Source organism: Orenia marismortui DSM 5156 (assembly GCF_000379025.1).
Lineage (GTDB): Bacteria > Bacillota > Halanaerobiia > Halobacteroidales > Halobacteroidaceae > Orenia > Orenia marismortui.
Window position 1 is genome coordinate 333,190 of sequence record NZ_KB900620.1, and the last position, 20,184, is coordinate 353,373.

A 20,184-nucleotide genomic window follows, 5' to 3' on the forward strand; every position below is an offset into this window, starting at 1 on the left:
TCTATAATTAATTTAATTATCCTTCTAATTGATAAAAATAAATATATAGTATTATTTTGGATCAGAGAATACTTTTATATAACATCTTTCCTCTAGTCACAGATTAAAGGGAATAAAATGAAAATATGCATAAATTTTATACGACTATCAATCAATTATACACTAGCATATATAATAAAGTTGGAGACTTTTAGTCTCCAACTTTATTATATATCTATTTAAATACTGCCCCTGTACTAGCTGAAGTAACTAATCTAGCATAACGAGATAAATATCCCGTCTTAATCTTAGGTTCTGGAGCCTTCCATTTTTCTAATCGTGCTTGAATCTCATCATCACTTAACTTGAGATTCAATTTACCATTTGGAATATCGATTTGAATGATATCTCCTTCTTCAACAATAGCCATTGGACCACCTTCCATTGCTTCTGGGGATACATGACCAATGGCAGCCCCTCTAGTAGCTCCTGAAAAACGTCCATCGGTAATCAAAGCTACCTCTTTATCTAAACCAACTCCTGCAATTGCTGAGGTAGGAGTTAACATTTCTCTCATCCCTGGACCTCCCTTAGGGCCCTCGTACCTAATTACAACTACATCACCTGATTTAATTTCACCTGCATGAATAGACTCTACAGCTTCTGGCCCTGAGTCAAATACCCTAGCTGGTCCTTCATGAACTAACATCTCATCAGCTACTGCAGCTTGTTTAACCACAGAACCATCAGGAGCTAGATTACCTTTTAAAAATGATAATCCACCTTCCGCATGATATGCAGTGGAAAAATCCCTGATTACATTTGTATCTAATACCTTAGCATTTACTAAATTATCTTTAATAGTCTTTCCTGTAACAGTAATTAAATCTTCATTAAGTATTCCTTCTTCACTTAAGACCTTCATCACTGCTGGAATTCCTCCTGCCTCATGTAAGTCTTGAATATGATGACTACCTGCTGGAGCCAAACTACAGATATGAGGAACTTCTTTCTTAACTTTATTAATTGATTCTAAATTAAAATCTATACCTGCTTCATAAGCAATTGCTGGTAAATGTAAAGCTGTATTTGTCGAACAACCTAAAGCCATATCTACCTTCAAAGCATTATCAAAAGACTCTTCTGTTAATATATCTAAAGGCTTGATATCCTTTTCAAACATCTCCATTACTTGAATTCCAGCATATTTGGCTAATCTAATTCTATCAGCATAAACTGCAGGGATTGTACCATTACCAGGCAGACCTAATCCTAGAACTTCTGTTAAACAATTCATTGAATTGGCTGTAAACATTCCAGAACAAGAACCACAAGTCTGACAAGCACTATTCTCTACTTCTAATAACTCAGCTTCGGATATCTTATCTACTTTATATGATGCTACACTTTCAAATACAGTATTTAAGTCTATATCCTTCCCCTTATGTCTTCCTGCTAACATTGCTCCCCCACTGACTACAACTGTTGGGATATTTAACCTAGCAGCTGCCATCAACATTCCAGGTACGATTTTATCACAGTTAGGAATTAAAACTAGGGCATCTAAAGCATGAGCTCTTGCCATAGTCTCTACTGAATCAGCTATTATCTCTCTACTTGCCAAGGAATAATGCATCCCTTCATGTCCCATTGCTATCCCATCACAGACACCGATTGCTCCAAATTCCAGTGGAGTTCCTCCAGCCATTCTAATCCCAGCTTTAGCGGCATCAGCTATCTTATCTAAGTCAGTATGACCTGGAATTAACTCATTTACTGAATTACAAACTCCTACTAACGGATTATCCAATTCTTCATCTGTTAATCCCATTGCTTTAAATAAAGATCTTTGAGGTGCTTTATCAACTTTCGTAGTTACATTCTTACTTCTCATCTTCTCTCCTCCTTATCATTAGCTACTAGCTTTTAACTGCTAGCTACTGGCTAAATGCTCAAGAAAGTATAAAACAACTATAACTAACTCTAACCCATTAATAATCACTAATGTGTTTGTTTCTTAATCCGCATTTTATCGGCGTGAATCTGCGGCTCATAAATAGAGTTTCTTTCGTTACCTTTACGCTAGCTTATTATCTTATAACCAGAAACTAGAAGCAAGTAGCCAGAAGCTAAATTTAATATTTTAATTCTATTCTAACAAAAATCTAATCAGCAAGCAATAAATATTAAAAGATATAAACTACCCTAAATAAATTATAAGTATCACTAAAACTTATATGTAAAATCCAAAATCAAAATAAAAACTTAGCAGGAAAAAATTTACATAAAGAGAATGTAAGTATATATACTTACTAAGCAGGAGGATACAATAATGTGTACAGAAGAACAAGCAAGCAAAGAAAAAGAAGCATATATTCCTTCTTATTTAAAAGAGATATTAAAAGCCCAATTAATCTGGTACCTAATTAATTTTTTAATTATATTCTTTCAGCTTTATGTTGCTTTTGATATCCCCTTACTTAACAATATCTATATATTAATTTTTAAGATTATTGGCCATAGTCTATTTATATCTTTTTTGCTATATTGGACTACTATGATTTATAATCTTTCTTTTCATGAATTAGGAATTAACTTCAAGAACTTTATCGCTAATACCTCTTTAGCAATAAATATAAGTTTATTTCTTCTATCAGGTGCTATTATAATTAATTTAACTATAACTAATAGTAAAATAACACCCTTAATTTATATTAAAGATGTTAATAGTTTCAACCAAAGTTTAATTTATTTCATACTTCTATTCATCTGCTATCTAATACCTGCTTTCAGTAAAGAATTATTCTATAGAGGTTTTATACAGTATTACTTCAAAGAAGAATATGGGGTAATTATTGGTTCTATAATTAGTATCCTATATTATACTTTTAGTTATTTAGATATCAGATTAACTTCTATTCTACTTCATTTTCTTATAGGATTTATTACTACATATTTATATGAAAAAACAGATTCTTTAATAACCTCAGTAATATTTCAAGCTACTTATCAAGCAAGTTTAAGTTTATATTTATTCTCTTTTGAGAAATGGCCATTTTAGATCCTTTTTTTCTTTAGATTTATTATATTAAATACACTGTATTAGTTTGATTTCAATAATAGCGGTTAATAGGAATATTGCCACAGTTTGTCGGTGTTAGGCTCTAGGGGTTAGGAGTTGAGGATATCTAATTGATACTTGGGAAAATATTTGGAAAAATGAAGAGGAATACTAGTATCCAAAGTAGCAATCCAATCTACTAGCTCTTCAATCTCCTCTTCACTATTATTTAATCCAGGAATCAATAAGGTAGTAACCTCTAATATAGTTGAAAAGTGATAATTAAATTCAGAGTAAAAATTTATCAACCCTCATTCTTGATTACTAAAAACAATCTCTTCTTATGTAATAAAAGTTGCTTTTGAAAAAACTTAGCTTATTTTATTCCTTTAATTTTTGATTAATTGTAAATTATCAATTCTACATTGTCAATTGAACTTAGTTATATCTAGTAACTGTAAATCTCATTAACTCTATATCATTATCCTCTTTTGAAATTCCAGCTTTTCTCTTAGCTATTTCCACTTGCTTTTTAACATTATCTACACCTTCTAAATTTGGTAATAATAATCCAGCTCTTTCACCCTTTCTAACAATAACTCCATATTTATTAGGGTTCAATGATTCAATATTCTCTATAATCTCTGCTTCTCCCAAAATATCTACAGAATAAGTTAACTCATCTATCTCATTCAGATTAACGGGTTCAAATCTCGGGTCCTCAAAAGCAGCACTAAGGGAATTTTTAATGATCTCTCGAGATATGTTAGCTTGAGTAGGATTAGTAGTTCCAATGCACCCTCTCAAATTACCATTCTTATAGATAGAAACAAATACTCCTGCTCTATCGGCCAACTCAGGATCTATCTTAGAAGGAGGATCTATGATATTTCTATTCTTAATATATTCCTCAACAGCTTGACGAGCTAATTTCACAACTTCACTTTCATTTTCTCTAACCTCTAGTAACTTCTCTTTTCTTTTTTTATTTATTTTATCTAATAAACCTTCTTCATCTGTTTTACCAGTAATCTGATAGTTAGCTACAGCATATCCGACTCCAAAAGGACCTTCATAAGATAATACTCCTCCATCTACATCTAACCTATCTAAAGCCCCTAACATAATCATAATAGGTCTTAATCCACACTCACCTGCTTGAGTGATTAAAGATTTATCTAAATCAAATATCTTTTCAAATTCCATATTATCTAGATTCTTAACTAATTTATTATCAAAGACTTCCCCTTTAGGATTAAAGCCTCCAGGTGCATCTGAGGTTAATCTATGGGAAAGATCACCACTAGCTATTATAGCAACTTTATAGTCTAAATTCTCTGCTACTAGCTGAATTATTTTACCAAAAGTATATAACTCTTCGTAAGATAGCATTCCTATTGTAATTGGAACTAGCGGTTTATGTATTCCAGCTTTTTCTAAATAATACATTGGAACTAAAACACCATGATCTAATTCCATTTTAACTTCTAATTTCCGAGCAGTTGCTTTATCAATTCTGGCAGTCACAATATCCTGACTGTTAGCAGCTACAGCTAATTTACTTGTGAATTTCTCCTCTAATTCATACTTTAACTTAATATCACTTCTTCCAAAATTCGCAAAATCACCTATTAATTCTTTACTACTTAATATACTAATTGCATCAGAAAAAACTGGCCCATGAGGACTAATAGTTACAATCATATCTGGATCAATTTTTTTAATCTGATTAGCCACCTTTTGCATGCTAGATTTAGTTTTATTAATATACGCTAACTCCTCTGTACCTATCTCAGGAATCAAAACTGGAGGATGTGGCGATAAAGCTGCAAAAACGACTCCATTCATATTTATCACTCCCTAACTTAATTAATAATTATTATTTCAATTTACAATATTCTTTTCCCTAAAGCAGATAAAATAAGTTCTACTGCTAACTCTGCAGTTTTATTATACTGATCTAAAATCGGATTTACTTCAACTAAATCTAAAGAAGTTAAAATTTCATTCTCAGATAGCATCTCTAAAGCTAAATGAGCTTCACGATAACTAATTCCTCCTTTAACAGGAGTCCCTACACCTGGAGCTTCCAATGGATCTAATACATCAATATCAAAACTAAGATGTACACCCTCTACATCTTTACTACTTATTCTTATTGCTTCTTTCATAATTTGATACATTCCTTTTCTATCTATATCATCCATTGTGAAAATTGTTAACTTGGATTCTTTTAACAACCTCTTTTCTCCCTCATCTAAATCTCTTACACCTACTAATACTGTATTCTCTTCTTTGACTTTAGGAGAAAAACCACCACAATTAACTAATTCATCAACCCCCTTACCAACTATTGCCGACAGTGGCATCCCATGAATATTTCCACTATTGCTTGTCTTATGAGTATTAAAATCACCATGAGCATCTATCCAAATCAACCCTATACTCTCTTTTACTCTAGAAACTCCCGCCACACTTCCAATAGCAATACTGTGGTCTCCACCTAAAACGATCGGGAAATAGCCATCACTTACTACCTCACTAACAGTATTTGATAAAACTTCACAGCTAACTACTATCTCATCTAAACACTTCAATTTTTGACACTTTGATGTATCTGACCTTGTAATAGGAATATTAATATTACTAATATCTTCAACTTTTATCTTTAATTCTTTTAATTTATCAATTAAACCCGCATAACGAATTGCACTAGGTCCCATATCAACACCACGACGATTAGCGCCAAAATCTGAAGGAACACCTAATACCTTTACTTTCAATACTATTCCTCCTCTTTATAACAAATCTTATTAACATATGGTGATGTCATTGCTTGTAATAAAGCTTCATAACTTAATCTAAACTCTATTTCATCTCCTAAATTAATATTTTCTACACAGCTAAGGTCCACAATTAAATGATCGCTACTTGCCCCTTCAATAGTTATTTTCTGATTCATAGGAAATAGTCCTTCTGGAACTATATCCTGCTTACCAATTCCTAATATTCCTCTTTTTATAATCTCTTTATCATTATTTTTAATAAGCTCCTCTTTTGATTCTTCATCTCTTAGCAAAGTTGGTTTATCTTTTAGTTCTATTACTTCTGCCACTAGTTTAACTGTATCTATTCTTGTTAAGGGAAATTTATCTCCACTTCCTACTTCCCGACCTAGTAAAATAGTCTCTCCAACTCTCAGTTGATTAGCAATTGGAATATAGTCCTCATTAATTAATAAAGGTAATGAACTACTATTCCCAGCTGAAATAATAGGTAACTCTATTTTAATTTCTTTTCTTATATTTTTAACTAAATTCATTAATTTCATCATATTATATTCATTAGGTAGTATCCCCCTAAAACAAGCTAAATTACTTCCTACTCCCACTAACTTAATATTAGAAAGCTTATTAATCTTATCAGCTATTTTCAGTGTATCTTTAGGTAATACCCCTTCCCTTCTATCACCTAAATCAATCATTAGGATTACATTATGAACCTTATTCATACTCTTAGCTACTTTATTTAATTCTTCAATTACCTTTAACTCAGAATTTAGACTAATATCAACTAATTCTACTACCTTTTGAATTTCACTTAACATTGGAATTCTTATTAACATTAATGGACAACCTAATTTCTTTAATCTCTCTAGATTACTTAACCTTGAATCAGCTAAACCTACCACTCCACCTGATAACATAGACTTAGCTACCTCTAGGTTAGCCCTAACTCCTTTTGTTACTCCCCAAATTTGAATTCCTTTTTCATGTGAAAATTTAACGATTTGGCTAGCATTATAGTTTATTTTACTTAGATTGATTTCAATTCTAGGATTTAGTGCCATAATTACCTCCAATGATTCTAAATATAACTTTTGAAAATAAATATTCTAGTTCAAAATAAAAAAAGGAAGAGTAGAAAACCCTTCCTTTTGTGGTAAATATAATTTATCTTTTAGAGAATTGTGGCTTCTTACGAGCTTTCTTACGTCCATATTTTTTACGCTCTTTCATTCTTGGATCTCTAGTTAAGAAACCAGCCTTTTTAAGTACATCTCTATAGTCACCTTCTGTTTCTAGTAATGCACGTGCAATACCATGGCGAATAGCTCCAGCTTGTCCTGAAGTTCCTCCACCATTAACATTAACAACTATATCAAATTCTCCTAAAGTTTCTGTTACTTCTAAAGGTTGTTTTACGATTTGCTCTAAAACATCTCTACCAAAGTATTCAGATAAAGGCTTATTATTAACAACAATCTTACCATCACCTGGTAATAATCTAACTCTAGCAACTGAATTTTTTCTCCGTCCAGTACCTAAGTATTCAACTTCTGCTGCCACCAAAATCTCCTCCTTCCGTTATTATAATTCTAATTCTTTAGGCTGTTGAGCTGTATGTGGATGCTCAGCACCAGCATAAACTTTTAGTTTTTTAAACATTTGACGTCCTAATTTATTTTTAGGTAACATTCTTTTCACTGCAAGTTCTACAACCTTTTCAGGTTCTTTTTCTAATAACTCACCATAAGGAGTTGACTTTAATCCTCCTGGGTATCTAGAATGTTTATGATACATCTTTTGTTCTAATTTCTTTCCTGTTAAATGAAGCTTTTCTGCATTAACTACAATTACATAATCTCCTGTATCTATATGTGGAGTATACATAGGTTTATGTTTTCCTTGTAGTACTTTAGCAATCTCTGTAGCTACACGTCCTAATGTTTTTCCATCCATATCAACCACAAACCATTCACGATTGATATCTTTTGGTCTAGCCATATAAGTGCTCATTTTCTTCCCTCCTTGTAACTTTATTTATATTATTAACTCACACTGACCGGGGCGCCAGTATTAAGTGACAAACACAATCATAGGTCTATTTTATTATAACTAATATATAGTGTCAAGGTTTTTTAATATTTTATTTAATAGTTAATTTTCTCTAAAATCAATCCATGAGCAGGTGCTGTAGGTCCAGCCTTCTTTCTATCTTTAGATAGTAATATATCTCTAACCTCTTTAGGCCTTATCTTACCCAAGCCTACTCGAACCAAAGTACCTACAATAATACGTACCATATTATACAAAAATCCATTACCATGGATATTTAAAACTATAAGATCTTCCTTATATTCCATATTTATATCAAAAATTTTACGAATTGGACTTTGAGCATTGCAGCCAGACGATCGAAAAGATGTAAAATCATGCTCTCCAATTAAATATTTTAATCCTTCTTCCATCTTTAATAAATCTAATTCATTATAAATATGATATGCATAATTTCGGTAAAATGGAGACGGATATTTGTTGTTATATATTTGATATTTATATAATTTATCTTTAGTATTATAACGAGCATGAAAATTATTATTCATTTCACAAGCATCTAGTATTACAACATCATCAGGCAATTTAGTATTTAACGCTAAAGAAAATCTTTCAGTAGGAATCGAAGAGTCTAAGTTAAAATTAAATACTTGTCCTCGTGCATGTACTTTCGAATCTGTTCTACTAGCTCCTATAATCTTAACATCCTGCTTAATTAATCTTTTTATTGCATTTTCAATAACTTCTTGGACTGTTATAGCATTATCTTGACGTTGAAAACCATGATAATTACTTCCATCATAAGCAACAATACATTTTAAATTCCTCATTTAATTCACTCCATCATAGAAGGATAGCTATTAAAAGCAAATAAACAATACTAATAAATGTTACTATATAATCTTTTCTAGTTAAAAACAAGACATTCATTCTACTACGATTTTCTCCACCTCGATAACATCTTGCTTCCATTGCTAAAGCTAAGTCATCGGCTCTACGAAAAGCATTTACAAAAAGCGGGACTAATAAAGGGATTAAACTCTTAGCTTTCTGTACTAAATTTCCACCCTCAAAATCAGCTCCTCTAGCTTTTTGAGCTTTCATTATCTTCTTAGCCTCTTCTAATAAGGTTGGAATAAATCGTAAAGCTATAGTCATCATCATTGCCAATTCATGAGCAGGAAGACCAATCTTTTTAAAAGGATTTAACATTCTTTCTAATCCATCGGTTAATTCCAGAGGTGATGTTGTTAGTGTTAATAAAGAAGTAAAAGTAATTAAGAAGATTAATCTTAAAGACATAAAAAGCCCCAATCGTAGCCCTTCTTCTTCAATGGATAAAAACTTCCATTGCCAAAGTATTCTACCACCCTTTGTCATAAATATATGAATAACTAATGTAAATAATATAATAAAGAGCAATGGCCTAATACTTTTTAAAATATATTTTAAATTAATTTTAGAAAGAAAAACTGTCATCAAAATAAACGCAGCTAAAACAAGATATCCATAAAAACTATTAATCAAAAATATAGCAAATATAAAAAAAAGTATAATTAATATCTTCACTCTAGGATCAAGATTATGAACTAGTGAATCCTTCTCAATATATTGACCTATCATAATATCATCTAACATCTTTTACCCTCTTTACTTTTAGTATTTCTTGCTTAGCATCTTCAATAGTAAATATATCAGTTCTCATATCTGATAATTTTAATTTTTTCTTTAATCTTTTCATAACACTAGTAATTTGGGGAATACCTAAACCAATTTCCTCAAGAAAACTGTCATGATCAAAAACATAGCTAGGTGATCCCTCTAAAACTAACCTCCCACTTTCTAAAACTAATATTCTATCAGCTAACTGCGCTATCTCTTCCATCCGATGAGAAATTAATATAATTGTTAAGCCAAACTTCTCCTTTAGATTAACAATTTCATTAATTAATTCAACTCTAGCTTTAGGATCTAAACCTGCTGTAGGTTCATCTAAAATCAAAATTTCCGGCTCCATAGCCAACACCCCAGCTATAGCAACTCTTCTTTGTTGCCCCCCTGAAAGCCTAAAAGGAGATCTATCTTTAAATTCTTCATAATCTAAATTAACCCATTCTAAAGCTTGTTTCACTCTTCTATCAACCTCATCCTCATTTAAACCCAAATTTTTAGGACCAAAGGACACATCTGCAGCAATATTTTCCTCAAATAATTGATGCTCTGGATATTGAAAGACAAGGCCAACCTTTTTTCTGATTTCTTTAAGGTTTTTAATTTTAGTAATATCTTGACCATCAATTATGATCTCCCCTTTAGTCGGATGAATCAAAGCATTTAATGTCTGGACTAAAGTAGATTTTCCTGACCCAGTGTGGCCTATCAATCCAATAAACTCACCCTTTTGAACTTCAAAATTAATATCTTTTAAGGTGTAATTATTAGATTTAATATCTGGATCATAAGTATGACTCAAGTTCTTTACTTGAAGCAACATAATTCTTCCACCAACCTATCTACATTAAAAATATCAGATGGTATATCTAGACCTTCTTTTTGTAATTGAAAAGCTAGTTCTGTAACTTGCGGTACATCTAAATGATATCTTTTTATTCTATCTACTTGACTAAATAATTCTTCAGGAGTTCCCTCTAACGCTATCTTTCCTTGATCCATTACAATAATTCTATCAGCCTTAATAGCTTCAGTCATAAAATGTGTTATATGAATCACTGTCATTCCTAACTCTTTATTTAATCTCTGTACAGCTGACATAACACTATTTCTTCCAACTGGATCTAACATAGCTGTAGGTTCATCTAACACTAGACACTTAGGGTGCATAGCCAGTATCCCAGCAATAGCAACCCTTTGTTTCTGCCCTCCCGATAAATTATGAGGGGCATACCGTCTAAAATCTTCCATACCAACAGCTTTTAATGCTTCAGCAACTCGCTCTCTTATTTTTTGAGATTCTAAACCTAAATTTTCTGGCCCAAAAGCTACATCTTCTTCTACTATATTGGCTACTAGTTGATTATCAGGATTTTGAAATACCATCCCCACTTGCTGTCTAATATCCCAAATCTCATCATGGTTAGCAGTCTGATTATCCATAACTTTTACTATACCTTTATCTGGTACTAACAGACCATTTAACATTTTAGCTAAAGTTGATTTACCTGAACCATTATGCCCTACAATAACTAAAAATTCTCCTTCTTCAACTTCTAAATCAACACCATTAAGAACCCAGTCATTACTATTATTATATCTATAGTAAAGATCTTCAACCTTGATCAATTGCATTTTTTCACCAGCCTGATATAAAAAAACAGCCATTTATACCGGACGAATAAATTCACGTCCAGTATCTCTAAGTTAATTATGGCTGTTTAGTTAATTATATTTTTTTAGTAAAGTCTTATTTTAAAGACTAATAGAGTAATGTAAAATAATAAGATCTATTACAATTTTATTATTCTACCAATTCTAATATAGCCATTGCTGCTGCATCACCGCGTCTTGGACCTACTTTAATAATTCTAGTATATCCTCCTTGACGTTCAGCGAATCGAGGAGCAATCTCATCAAATAAAATTTCTACAGAATCTCTATCTTGAAGAGTACCCATTACTTGTCTACGCGCATGTTGAGTACCTTTTTTAGCTTTAGTTATTAACTTTTCAGCAAAGCTTCTTACTTCTTTAGCTTTTGGCTCTGTAGTTTCAATTCTTTCGCTCTTAATTAAAGCATTAGTTAAACTAATCAATAAAGCTTTTCTTGGTGCACTCTTACGACCTAATTTACGCTGAGCCATAACCATCCCCTCCTCATTTTGTATTTAATAGTTCTTATAATTCAGGTTTTCCTAAAGATAAGTCAAGTTCAGCTATTTTAGCTTTGATTTCTAGTAAGGACTTCTTACCTAAATTTCTAACTTTCATCAATTCTTCTTCTGATGTGCTAGTTAATTCTTCTACTGTATTAATTCCTGCTCTCTTTAGGCAATTAGAGGATCGAACAGATAAATCTAATTCTTCAATAGTTGTTTCTAGAATTTTATCCTTCTTTTCTTCCTCTTTTTCAACCATAATATCTACATTATTGATTTCTTCACTAAGATTAATGAATAAATCTAAGTGTTCTGCTAATACCTTTCCAGCTAAACTGATAGCTTCTTCAGGATCAGTACTACCATCAGTAGTAACCTCTAAAGTTAGCTTATCTAAATCAGTTCTTTTTCCTACACGAGTATCTTCTACATTAAAATTAACTCTTTTAATAGGAGAAAAATCAGAATCAATAGGAATTACACCTATAACATGTTCCTCATCCTTATTCTCTTCTGCCGTTTTATAACCTCTTCCGCGTTCTATAACAGCTTCTAAAATAAGATCTCCCTCATCTGATAATGTAGCAATATGATGGTCAGGGTTAAGGATTTCTATATCACCACTAACAGTAAAATCACCAGCAGTTACTTGACCTTCACCACTTGCTTCAATTCTTAAAGTTTGTGCTTCTTCTTCATTCATCTTAATAATTACATCTTTTAAATTCAAGATAATATCTGCCACATCTTCTACCACTCCTGTGACAGTAGAAAACTCATGGCGCACTCCTTCAATTTTTACCGAAGTTATTGCTGCTCCTGGTAAAGATGAAAGCATGATCCTTCTTAAGGAATTACCTAAAGTAATACCATATCCTCTTTCCAAAGGAGTAATTATAAACTTCCCATAAGTATCTGTAGATTCAACACGCTCAATAGTCGGTTTTTCAATTTCGATCATTAACTTAAACCCTCCTTTTGTTAGCACAAGGTTTCAATAAGTTTAACTGAGGGTGATAACTTGATTAATTTAAAAGTAGCAAAGTGGTTCAAAAGAACCACAATTAAACCACTATTATCTAGAGTAGAACTCTACAATTAACTGTTCGTTAATTGGAATATCTATTTCTTCTCTGATAGGATCTGATAATACTTTTCCTTCTTTCTTCTCTAAACTAACTTGTAACCAAGAAGGAGTTGCTTTATCAGCATTTAATTCAATAACTTCTTTTAATCTTTTAAGATCTTTACTACTTTCTTTTACAGTAATCACATCATTTTCGTCTACTAGATAAGAAGGAATATTAACCCTTTTACCATTAACTAAAATATGACCATGTCTTACAAATTGTCTTGATTCATTTCTAGAAGTAGCAAAACCTAATCTATATACAACATTATCTAATCTTCTTTCTAATACTTTTAAGAAGTTTTCACCAGTAATTCCTGGTTTCTTTTCAGCTTGCTCAAAATAACTTCTAAATTGATTTTCTAAAACACCATAAATCTTTCTAACTTTCTGCTTCTCTCTTAACTGCAAACCATACTCAGATAGCTTTCTACGTCTACCTCTTCCTTGATCACCAGGACCATAAGAGCGACGTTCAATAGCACACTTATCTGTATAACATCTCTCACCTTTCAAGAATAACTTTTCCCCTTCTTGCCTACATTGACGACAAACAGGTCCAGTGTATCTTGCCATATTTTCCGACACCTCCAAGTTTATATCATTATCTTATTATCTATTATCCATTATCCATTTCACTCAAAATTCAATAAATTATACTCTACGACGTTTTGGTGGACGACAGCCATTATGAGGAATAGGCGTTACATCTTTAATTAAAGTTACCTCTAACCCAGCTGCTTGTAATGCACGAATAGCTGCTTCTCTTCCTGCTCCCGGTCCCTTAACAAATACTTCAACCTCTTTCAACCCATACTCCATTGCTTCTTTAGCTGCATTATCAGCAGCCATTTGAGCAGCATAAGGAGTACTCTTACGAGAACCTTCAAAACCTAAATTACCTGCACTTGACCAAGAAAGTGTATTCCCCTTGGCATCTGTCAAAGTAATTATTGTATTATTAAACGTAGATCTAATATGTGCTTGACCTCTTTGCACATTAAGCTTTTTCTTTTTCTTCTTTCTCTTTCTACGCGCCATGATATCCCTCCTCTTTTTATTATTTTCTTCCTACAGCTTTCTTTTTACCTTTTCTAGTTCGAGCATTATTTTTAGTGTTTTGCCCACGAACAGGTAATCCTCTTCTGTGTCTTAATCCTCTGTAAGATCCAATATCCTTTAATCTCTTAATATTCCCTCTTACTTCACGTCTTAATTCACCTTCAACAAGATGATTTTCATCAATAACTTGACGTAACTTAGCTACCTCACCTTCAGTTAAATCACGTACTCTTGTATCAGGATCAATTCCAGTTTGCTCAATAATTTCTTCAGCAGTTGATCGTCCGATTCCATAAATATAAGTCAATCCAATTACAACTCTTTTATTTCTTGGTAAATCAACACCTTCAATCCGTGCCATAAATTTACACCTCCTATTTAAATATAATTAAATTTAACCTTGACGTTGTTTATGCTTAGGGTTTTCACAAATAACATAAACTCTCCCTTTACGACGAACCACTTTACATTTATCGCAAATAGGTTTTACTGATGGTCGAACTTTCATGTTAACCCTCCTTCTATCTTGCTTTAATTAAGATTTATGACGATAAGTAATTCGCCCTCGACTTAAATCATAAGGTGACAATTCAACAGTTACCTTATCTCCTGGTAAGATTCGAATAAAGTTCATTCTCATCTTTCCTGACACGTGAGCCAATACTTTATGACCATTTTCTAATTCAACACGAAATTTAGCATTTGGCAATGGTTCAATCACAGTACCTTCAACTTCAATAGCTTCTTCTTTTGCCATTGATTATCTTTAACCCCCTCTAAGTGATTTACACATTATTCCACTTTCTTATCTCAATATAAAATTATATCACAAAAATAATATTTTATACAATTAAAGTTCAATTTAAAATACGAGGACCCTAAGCTTCTTTAATAAATTCATCTTAAAATGGGGTGATAGCTTACTGTTCATGTCCAATACAGCCCAACCATCATCAAATAAAATTAGGTCCTCAATATCAAGATAAATCTTTTAAATATTTTTCTCTAAATGATAAACTAAATCTCATTTTATAAAAGTATACTTAGATTAATATAAAATTTATCAACTAGGGCTCAATATAGGAGCCCTATTTTTATAGTTATGTTGACAAATTTAAAATTAATCCCTATTAGCTATATGTACTAATAGCTTTAAACTCTTATTTTAAAATTCAGTAATCATCAAATTTCTATTTAATTGTATCGAGAAATCTGTTGATTTCTTCAAACACTTCATCTAAACCTTGTTCTCCATTTATTGTTTTTAATAATTTTCGTTCTTCATAATAATTAATTAATGGAGATGTTTTTTTAGAATAAACATTTAATCTTTCTTTTATAGTCTGTGGATTATCATCTTCCCTTTGATATAAATCTCCACCACACTCATCACACTCACCTGGTTTAGCTGGTGGATTAAATTTAATATGAAAAGAAGCACCACAAGACTTACAAATTCTTCTTCCAGATAATCTATTGATAACTTCTTCATCGCTAACTCTAATATTGATAACAGCATTTAAAGAAAGATTTAATTCTTCTAAAATAGAACTTAAAGCATCAGCTTGGTTTACTGTTCTAGGAAAACCATCTAATATGAATCCTTCTTTACAATCTTCATTGCTTAATCTCTCTCTAACTATACCGTTAGTAACTGTATCTGGGACTAATTGTCCTTGATCAATATACTCTTTTGCTTTTTTCCCTAATTCAGTCTTATCTTTTATAGCCTTACGGAATATATCACCAGTAGAAATATGAGGAATTTGATAGGTTTCCTCTATTCGAACAGCTTGAGTCCCTTTACCAGCTCCCGGAGGCCCAAGTAATATTAAATTCATTGATATCACTCCCTATAAACTACTTCATAAACCCTTCATAATGTCTAGATAATAAGTAGGTTTCAATTTGTTGCATAGTTTGTAAAGCAACTCCTACTACGATCAATAAAGCTGTTCCTCCGAACCTTACTTGTATTTTTGTAAGCTCAATTACAAAATTAGGCAAAACAGCAATTAAAGCTAAGAAGATTGCCCCAGCCAAAGTAATTCGGGTTAAGATCTTATCTAGATACTCAGCAGTTGGTCTACCTGGACGGCGTCCTGGAATAAAACCACCATGCTTCTTCATATTATCAGCTATTTCAATTGGATTAAATTGAATTGCTGTATAGAAGTAAGTAAAGAAGATAATTAATAGTGAGAATAAAATTATATATAATATAGATCCTGGAGACAAAGCATTAGCTATAGATTGAGCCCAACTTTGTTGTATAAACTGGGCAATCGTAGCTGGAAATAGTAGAACAGATGAAGCAAAAATTACAGGAATTACTCCCGCTTGATTTACCTTCAACGGTATATGAGTTGACTGTCCTCCATACACTTTACGCCCTACCACTCTTTTAGAATAACGTACCGGAATCTTTCTTTGACCTTCTTGTATATAAATAACTAACGCAATAACTATTACTGCAATTACTACAAAAATTAGGAGATTAAAAATATTAATTGTTCCTGCACTTAATTTACTAATCGCTTGAATAACTCCTGTTGGAAAACGTGAAACAATAGAAGCAAAAATAATTATTGATATTCCATTTCCAATCCCTTTGTCTGTAATTTGCTCACCTAACCACATTAGAAAAACTGTACCTGCAGTTAAAGTAATCACAATAGTGGCTAAATTAAAGAATGATGGATTAGAAATAGCACCATAATTTCTAATCATTAAAGTAATACCTGTACCTTGGATAATACCTAAAACCACTGTTGCATATCGAGTGTACTTAGTTATTATCTTTCTTCCTTCCCCACCTTGCTTAGCAAGTTCTTCTAATTTGGGGATAGCAACGGTTAATAACTGCATAATAATAGACGCAGTTATATAAGGACTAATACTCATAGCAAATATAGTAAAATTCTTTAAAGCCCCACCTGCAAACATGTCTAAAAACCCTAAAACACCTGCTCCTGTAAATAACTTTTGCAATGCTTCAGGGTTAATACCAGGGACTGGAATATGAGCACCAATACGGTAAACAGCAATCATAGCTAAGACAAAGAAAATCTTTTTTCTCAACTCTTTAACTTTTAGCGCATTACTTAGAGCTGATAGCATTTTATTATATCACCTCTACCTTTCCTCCAGCAGCTTCAATTTTTTCAACTGCAGATTTAGTAAATTTATGTGCTTTAACTGTTAAGGATTTTTCTAAAGTACCATCTCCTAATACTTTAATTCCATCTTTAACATTATCAATTAAACCAGACTCTTTCAAAACTTCTACAGAAACCTCAGTATCATTGTCAAAACGATTAAGATCTTTGACATTAATAATAGAATATTCTTTTGCAAATCTAGCATTAGAGAATCCACGCTTAGGTAATCTTCTGAACAAAGGAGTTTGACCACCCTCAAATAGAGGTCTTACACCACCACCTGAACGAGCATTTTGACCTTTATGACCTTTTCCAGAAGTTTTCCCTTTTCCAGAACCAATTCCTCTACCAACTCTTTTTCGGTTCTTTTTGGACCCTTCAGCTGGTTTTAAATCATGTAACTTCATTACCTTCACCTCCTTAGCAACCTAAAAATAATTTATAATACTATCCTAATAATTCTTCAACAGATTTACCTCTTAATTTAGCAACATTTTCAGCATTTTTTAGTTCACTTAAACCTGTAATAGTAGCTCGAACCATATTAATTGGGTTATTAGATCCTAAAGATTTTGTTAAAATATCTTTTATTCCTGCTAATTCTACAACTGCACGAACAGGACCTCCAGCAATTACTCCAGTACCCTCAGAAGCAGGTTTTAGAAGAACATTACCAGCACCAAAGATACCATTAATCTGATGAGGAATAGTTGTATCTTTCAAAGGAACCTTAATTAGATTCTTTTTAGCAGCATCAATAGCTTTATGAATAGAACTTGGTACCTCATTAGCTTTTCCAATTGCAGCACCAACATGACCATTTCCGTCACCAACTACCACTAATGCACTAAAACTAAATCTACGTCCACCCTTAACTACCTTAGTTACACGATTAATATTAACAACGCGCTCTTCTAAATCTAATTTACTAGGGTCAATTATTTTGCTCATCATTATCCCTCCTTTTTATAAAAATTATTAAAATTTCAATCCATTATCTCGAGCTGCTTCAGCTAAAGCTTTTATTCTTCCATGATAGTCATATCCTCCACGATCAAATACAACTGTTTCAATTCCTTTATCTAAAGCTCTTTTAGCGATATACTCACCAACTATTTTAGCAGCTTCTATATTTCCACTGTTTTCTACTTTTTCGCTAATTTCTTTATCAACAGTAGAAGCAGATACTAGAGTTTCTCCAGCAAAATCATCAATAACTTGAGCGTAGATATGTTGAAGACTTCTGGATACATTTAGTCTAGGCCTACTTGGAGTACCTTGAACTTTATTACGAATTCTTTTATGTCTTCTTGATCTAGCTTCTCTTTTGCTTAATTTACTCATGGTCTTCCCTCCTTTATCAGATACTACTATTAACCAGTCTTACCTTCTTTACGTCTAATGTGTTCATCAACATACTTAATCCCTTTACCTTTATAAGGTTCTGGCTTTCTAACAGCTCTAATATTAGCAGCTACTTGCCCTACTAATTGTTTATTAACACCTTTTACAATAATCTTATTCTTATCTACTTCAAATTCGATTCCCTCTATTGCTTCAATAAGAACAGGGTGAGAATATCCAACTTGCAATTCTAAATTACTTCCCTTTTTAAGCGCACGATAACCTACACCATTCAACTCTAATTCTTTCTTAAATCCTTCAGTAACACCTTGAATCATATTAAGAATTAAACTACGAGTTAACCCATGCATAGATCTATCCGCTTTAGAATCAGTAGGTCTATTTACTGTAACTTGATTATCCTCTATTTTAATATCCATTCTTGGACTAACAGTTTCTTCTAATTCACCTTTTGGCCCTTTAACCTTTACAGCATTATTATCTACAGTAACATTAACTTTCTCAGGAATCTCAACTGGATTATGTCCAATTCGAGACATAGTTCACACCTCCTCTTTTACTTAAAAATTACCAAACATAACAGATAACTTCTCCACCAATACCAGCTTTACGAGCATCTTTATCTGTCATTACTCCGTTAGAAGTTGAAATAATAGCAACACCTAATCCACCTAATACCTTAGGAACTTCTTCTTTATTAGCATAAACTCTTAAACCTGGCTTACTGATTCTTTTAATACCAGTAATAACCTTTTCACCATTATCTCCATACTTTAAGAATACTTTTATTGTACCTTGTGGACCATTGTCAACTCTTTTATAACCTTTAACAAAACCTTCTTCACTTAAAACCCGTGCAATTTCTTCCTTAACATTAGAAGCAGGTATTTCTACTTCTGTTCTAGAAATATTATTAGCATTTCTAACTCTAGTTAACATATCAGCAATAGGATCAGTAATATTCACTTTACGTACCCCCTTTCAAATTAAAACGTTATTTAATCTTACCAACTAGCTTTTTTAACACCTGGCAATTTTCCTGCATGAGCTAATTCTCTAAAGCATACTCTACATAATTCAAATTTTCTAATCACACCATGTGGACGTCCACATTTACGACATCTATGCTCTTGGCGAGTAGAGTATTTAGGTGTACGATTTGCCTTTTCTACTTTAGCCTTTCTAGCCACTATTTCCCCTCCTTAATTACTTTTTAAACGGCATATTCATTAAAGATAACAACTCTTTAGCTTCTTCATCATTTTCCGCACTAGTTACAATAACAATGTCCATTCCAAGAATCTTATCAACATCATCAATTTTGATTTCTGGAAAAACAGTATGGTTATTTAACCCTAGAGAATAGTTACCTCGTCCGTCAAAAGCTTTACCAGAAATACCTCTAAAGTCACGAACACGTGGCAAAGCAACATTGATTAATTTATATAAAAATTCATACATTTCTTCTCCACGAAGAGTAACTTTGCAACCTACTGGCATTCCCTCTCTAATTTTAAAATTAGCAACTGATTTTTTAGCTCTAGTAATTACAGGGGATTGACCTGTAATAGTTTGAAGAAATTCAACAGCTTCATCTAATAACTTAGCATTTTCAGCAGCTTCTCCAATTCCCATGTTTAGAACTACTTTTTTCAATTTAGGAACTTCCATAACATTACTATAATTAAACTTTTCCATCATAGCAGGTACAATATCTTTATTATACTTTTCTTTTAATAGTGACATTATTTTCCCTC

28 protein-coding genes are annotated in these 20,184 nt (G+C 32.2%); 1 reads left to right on the forward strand and 27 read right to left on the reverse strand.

What is annotated here, in order from left to right:
* Positions 1-214: 214 nt before the first annotated feature.
* The gene (ilvD, locus tag OREMA_RS0110965) at positions 215-1,873 is read right to left on the reverse strand and encodes a dihydroxy-acid dehydratase (RefSeq protein ID WP_018249318.1); all 1,659 of its coding nucleotides are present in this window, start codon (positions 1,871-1,873) and stop codon (positions 215-217) included.
* A gap of 438 nt (positions 1,874-2,311) precedes the next feature.
* Between ilvD and OREMA_RS0110970 the strand changes: the two genes are divergently transcribed.
* Positions 2,312-3,040 carry a CPBP family intramembrane glutamic endopeptidase gene (locus OREMA_RS0110970; RefSeq protein WP_018249319.1) on the forward strand — a complete coding sequence of 243 codons (729 nt, stop codon included), beginning with the start codon at positions 2,312-2,314 and terminating at the stop codon, positions 3,038-3,040.
* A 110-nt stretch (positions 3,041-3,150) separates the two neighbouring features.
* Here OREMA_RS0110970 and OREMA_RS0110975 read toward each other — a convergent pair whose 3' ends face one another.
* The 26 genes from OREMA_RS0110975 to rplE all read right to left on the reverse strand — a co-directional run bounded on the left by OREMA_RS0110975 (position 3,151) and on the right by rplE (position 20,176).
* Positions 3,151-3,348 (reverse strand): hypothetical protein, encoded by a 198-nt coding sequence (locus tag OREMA_RS0110975; RefSeq protein ID WP_018249320.1) that lies wholly within the window; start codon positions 3,346-3,348, stop codon positions 3,151-3,153.
* A 130-nt stretch (positions 3,349-3,478) separates the two neighbouring features.
* Positions 3,479-4,888, reverse strand: coding sequence for an AmmeMemoRadiSam system protein A (amrA, locus tag OREMA_RS0110980; protein WP_018249321.1), 1,410 nt, complete (start codon positions 4,886-4,888; stop codon positions 3,479-3,481).
* A gap of 41 nt (positions 4,889-4,929) precedes the next feature.
* Positions 4,930-5,823 (reverse strand): arginase, encoded by an 894-nt coding sequence (gene rocF / locus OREMA_RS0110985; RefSeq protein WP_018249322.1) that lies wholly within the window; start codon positions 5,821-5,823, stop codon positions 4,930-4,932.
* A gap of 2 nt (positions 5,824-5,825) precedes the next feature.
* The gene (locus tag OREMA_RS0110990) at positions 5,826-6,890 is read right to left on the reverse strand and encodes an alanine/ornithine racemase family PLP-dependent enzyme (RefSeq protein WP_018249323.1); all 1,065 of its coding nucleotides are present in this window, start codon (positions 6,888-6,890) and stop codon (positions 5,826-5,828) included.
* A 103-nt stretch (positions 6,891-6,993) separates the two neighbouring features.
* A complete protein-coding gene (rpsI, locus tag OREMA_RS0110995) occupies positions 6,994-7,389 on the reverse strand; it encodes a 30S ribosomal protein S9 (protein WP_018249324.1) in 396 nt (131 codons plus the stop codon).
* Between the two features lie 21 nt (positions 7,390-7,410).
* Positions 7,411-7,839 (reverse strand): 50S ribosomal protein L13, encoded by a 429-nt coding sequence (rplM, locus tag OREMA_RS0111000; protein WP_018249325.1) that lies wholly within the window; start codon positions 7,837-7,839, stop codon positions 7,411-7,413.
* 134 nt (positions 7,840-7,973) lie between these two features.
* Positions 7,974-8,708, reverse strand: coding sequence for a tRNA pseudouridine(38-40) synthase TruA (gene truA, locus OREMA_RS0111005; RefSeq protein ID WP_018249326.1), 735 nt, complete (start codon positions 8,706-8,708; stop codon positions 7,974-7,976).
* A 13-nt stretch (positions 8,709-8,721) separates the two neighbouring features.
* Complete coding sequence (locus OREMA_RS0111010) at positions 8,722-9,516, reverse strand: energy-coupling factor transporter transmembrane component T family protein (protein WP_018249327.1); 795 nt, start codon at positions 9,514-9,516, stop codon at positions 8,722-8,724.
* Positions 9,506-10,372, reverse strand: coding sequence for an energy-coupling factor transporter ATPase (locus tag OREMA_RS0111015; protein WP_018249328.1), 867 nt, complete (start codon positions 10,370-10,372; stop codon positions 9,506-9,508). Before OREMA_RS0111015 ends, OREMA_RS0111010 begins: the two co-directional genes overlap by 11 nt.
* Positions 10,357-11,217, reverse strand: coding sequence for an energy-coupling factor transporter ATPase (locus tag OREMA_RS0111020; RefSeq protein WP_018249329.1), 861 nt, complete (start codon positions 11,215-11,217; stop codon positions 10,357-10,359). The genes OREMA_RS0111015 and OREMA_RS0111020 overlap by 16 nt, the downstream gene beginning before the upstream one ends.
* A gap of 136 nt (positions 11,218-11,353) precedes the next feature.
* A complete protein-coding gene (gene rplQ, locus OREMA_RS0111025; protein ID WP_018249330.1) occupies positions 11,354-11,695 on the reverse strand; it encodes a 50S ribosomal protein L17 in 342 nt (113 codons plus the stop codon).
* Between the two features lie 34 nt (positions 11,696-11,729).
* Positions 11,730-12,671 carry a DNA-directed RNA polymerase subunit alpha gene (locus OREMA_RS0111030; RefSeq protein ID WP_018249331.1) on the reverse strand — a complete coding sequence of 314 codons (942 nt, stop codon included), beginning with the start codon at positions 12,669-12,671 and terminating at the stop codon, positions 11,730-11,732.
* Positions 12,672-12,785: 114 nt separating this feature from the next.
* Entirely contained in the window at positions 12,786-13,415 is a 630-nt protein-coding gene (gene rpsD, locus OREMA_RS0111035) for a 30S ribosomal protein S4 (protein WP_018249332.1), read from the reverse strand.
* A gap of 78 nt (positions 13,416-13,493) precedes the next feature.
* Entirely contained in the window at positions 13,494-13,880 is a 387-nt protein-coding gene (gene rpsK / locus OREMA_RS0111040; RefSeq protein WP_018249333.1) for a 30S ribosomal protein S11, read from the reverse strand.
* 19 nt (positions 13,881-13,899) lie between these two features.
* Positions 13,900-14,262 (reverse strand): 30S ribosomal protein S13, encoded by a 363-nt coding sequence (gene rpsM, locus OREMA_RS0111045; protein WP_018249334.1) that lies wholly within the window; start codon positions 14,260-14,262, stop codon positions 13,900-13,902.
* Between the two features lie 33 nt (positions 14,263-14,295).
* The gene (gene rpmJ / locus OREMA_RS0111050; RefSeq protein WP_013277182.1) at positions 14,296-14,409 is read right to left on the reverse strand and encodes a 50S ribosomal protein L36; all 114 of its coding nucleotides are present in this window, start codon (positions 14,407-14,409) and stop codon (positions 14,296-14,298) included.
* A gap of 27 nt (positions 14,410-14,436) precedes the next feature.
* Positions 14,437-14,658, reverse strand: coding sequence for a translation initiation factor IF-1 (gene infA / locus OREMA_RS0111055; RefSeq protein ID WP_018249335.1), 222 nt, complete (start codon positions 14,656-14,658; stop codon positions 14,437-14,439).
* Between the two features lie 433 nt (positions 14,659-15,091).
* On the reverse strand, positions 15,092-15,742 hold the full coding sequence (locus tag OREMA_RS0111060; protein WP_018249336.1) for an adenylate kinase: 651 nt from the start codon (positions 15,740-15,742) through the stop codon (positions 15,092-15,094).
* A 19-nt stretch (positions 15,743-15,761) separates the two neighbouring features.
* Entirely contained in the window at positions 15,762-17,021 is a 1,260-nt protein-coding gene (gene secY / locus OREMA_RS0111065; RefSeq protein WP_018249337.1) for a preprotein translocase subunit SecY, read from the reverse strand.
* Positions 17,022-17,025: 4 nt separating this feature from the next.
* Positions 17,026-17,469 (reverse strand): 50S ribosomal protein L15, encoded by a 444-nt coding sequence (rplO, locus tag OREMA_RS0111070; protein WP_018249338.1) that lies wholly within the window; start codon positions 17,467-17,469, stop codon positions 17,026-17,028.
* A 40-nt stretch (positions 17,470-17,509) separates the two neighbouring features.
* Positions 17,510-18,013 carry a 30S ribosomal protein S5 gene (rpsE, locus tag OREMA_RS0111075; protein ID WP_018249339.1) on the reverse strand — a complete coding sequence of 168 codons (504 nt, stop codon included), beginning with the start codon at positions 18,011-18,013 and terminating at the stop codon, positions 17,510-17,512.
* A 27-nt stretch (positions 18,014-18,040) separates the two neighbouring features.
* On the reverse strand, positions 18,041-18,406 hold the full coding sequence (gene rplR, locus OREMA_RS0111080; RefSeq protein ID WP_018249340.1) for a 50S ribosomal protein L18: 366 nt from the start codon (positions 18,404-18,406) through the stop codon (positions 18,041-18,043).
* A 29-nt stretch (positions 18,407-18,435) separates the two neighbouring features.
* Entirely contained in the window at positions 18,436-18,966 is a 531-nt protein-coding gene (gene rplF / locus OREMA_RS0111085) for a 50S ribosomal protein L6 (protein WP_018249341.1), read from the reverse strand.
* 28 nt (positions 18,967-18,994) lie between these two features.
* A complete protein-coding gene (gene rpsH / locus OREMA_RS0111090; RefSeq protein WP_018249342.1) occupies positions 18,995-19,393 on the reverse strand; it encodes a 30S ribosomal protein S8 in 399 nt (132 codons plus the stop codon).
* Between the two features lie 38 nt (positions 19,394-19,431).
* A complete protein-coding gene (locus OREMA_RS0111095; RefSeq protein ID WP_018249343.1) occupies positions 19,432-19,617 on the reverse strand; it encodes a type Z 30S ribosomal protein S14 in 186 nt (61 codons plus the stop codon).
* A 16-nt stretch (positions 19,618-19,633) separates the two neighbouring features.
* A complete protein-coding gene (rplE, locus tag OREMA_RS0111100) occupies positions 19,634-20,176 on the reverse strand; it encodes a 50S ribosomal protein L5 (protein WP_026188976.1) in 543 nt (180 codons plus the stop codon).
* Between the last annotated feature and the right edge of the window lie 8 nt (positions 20,177-20,184).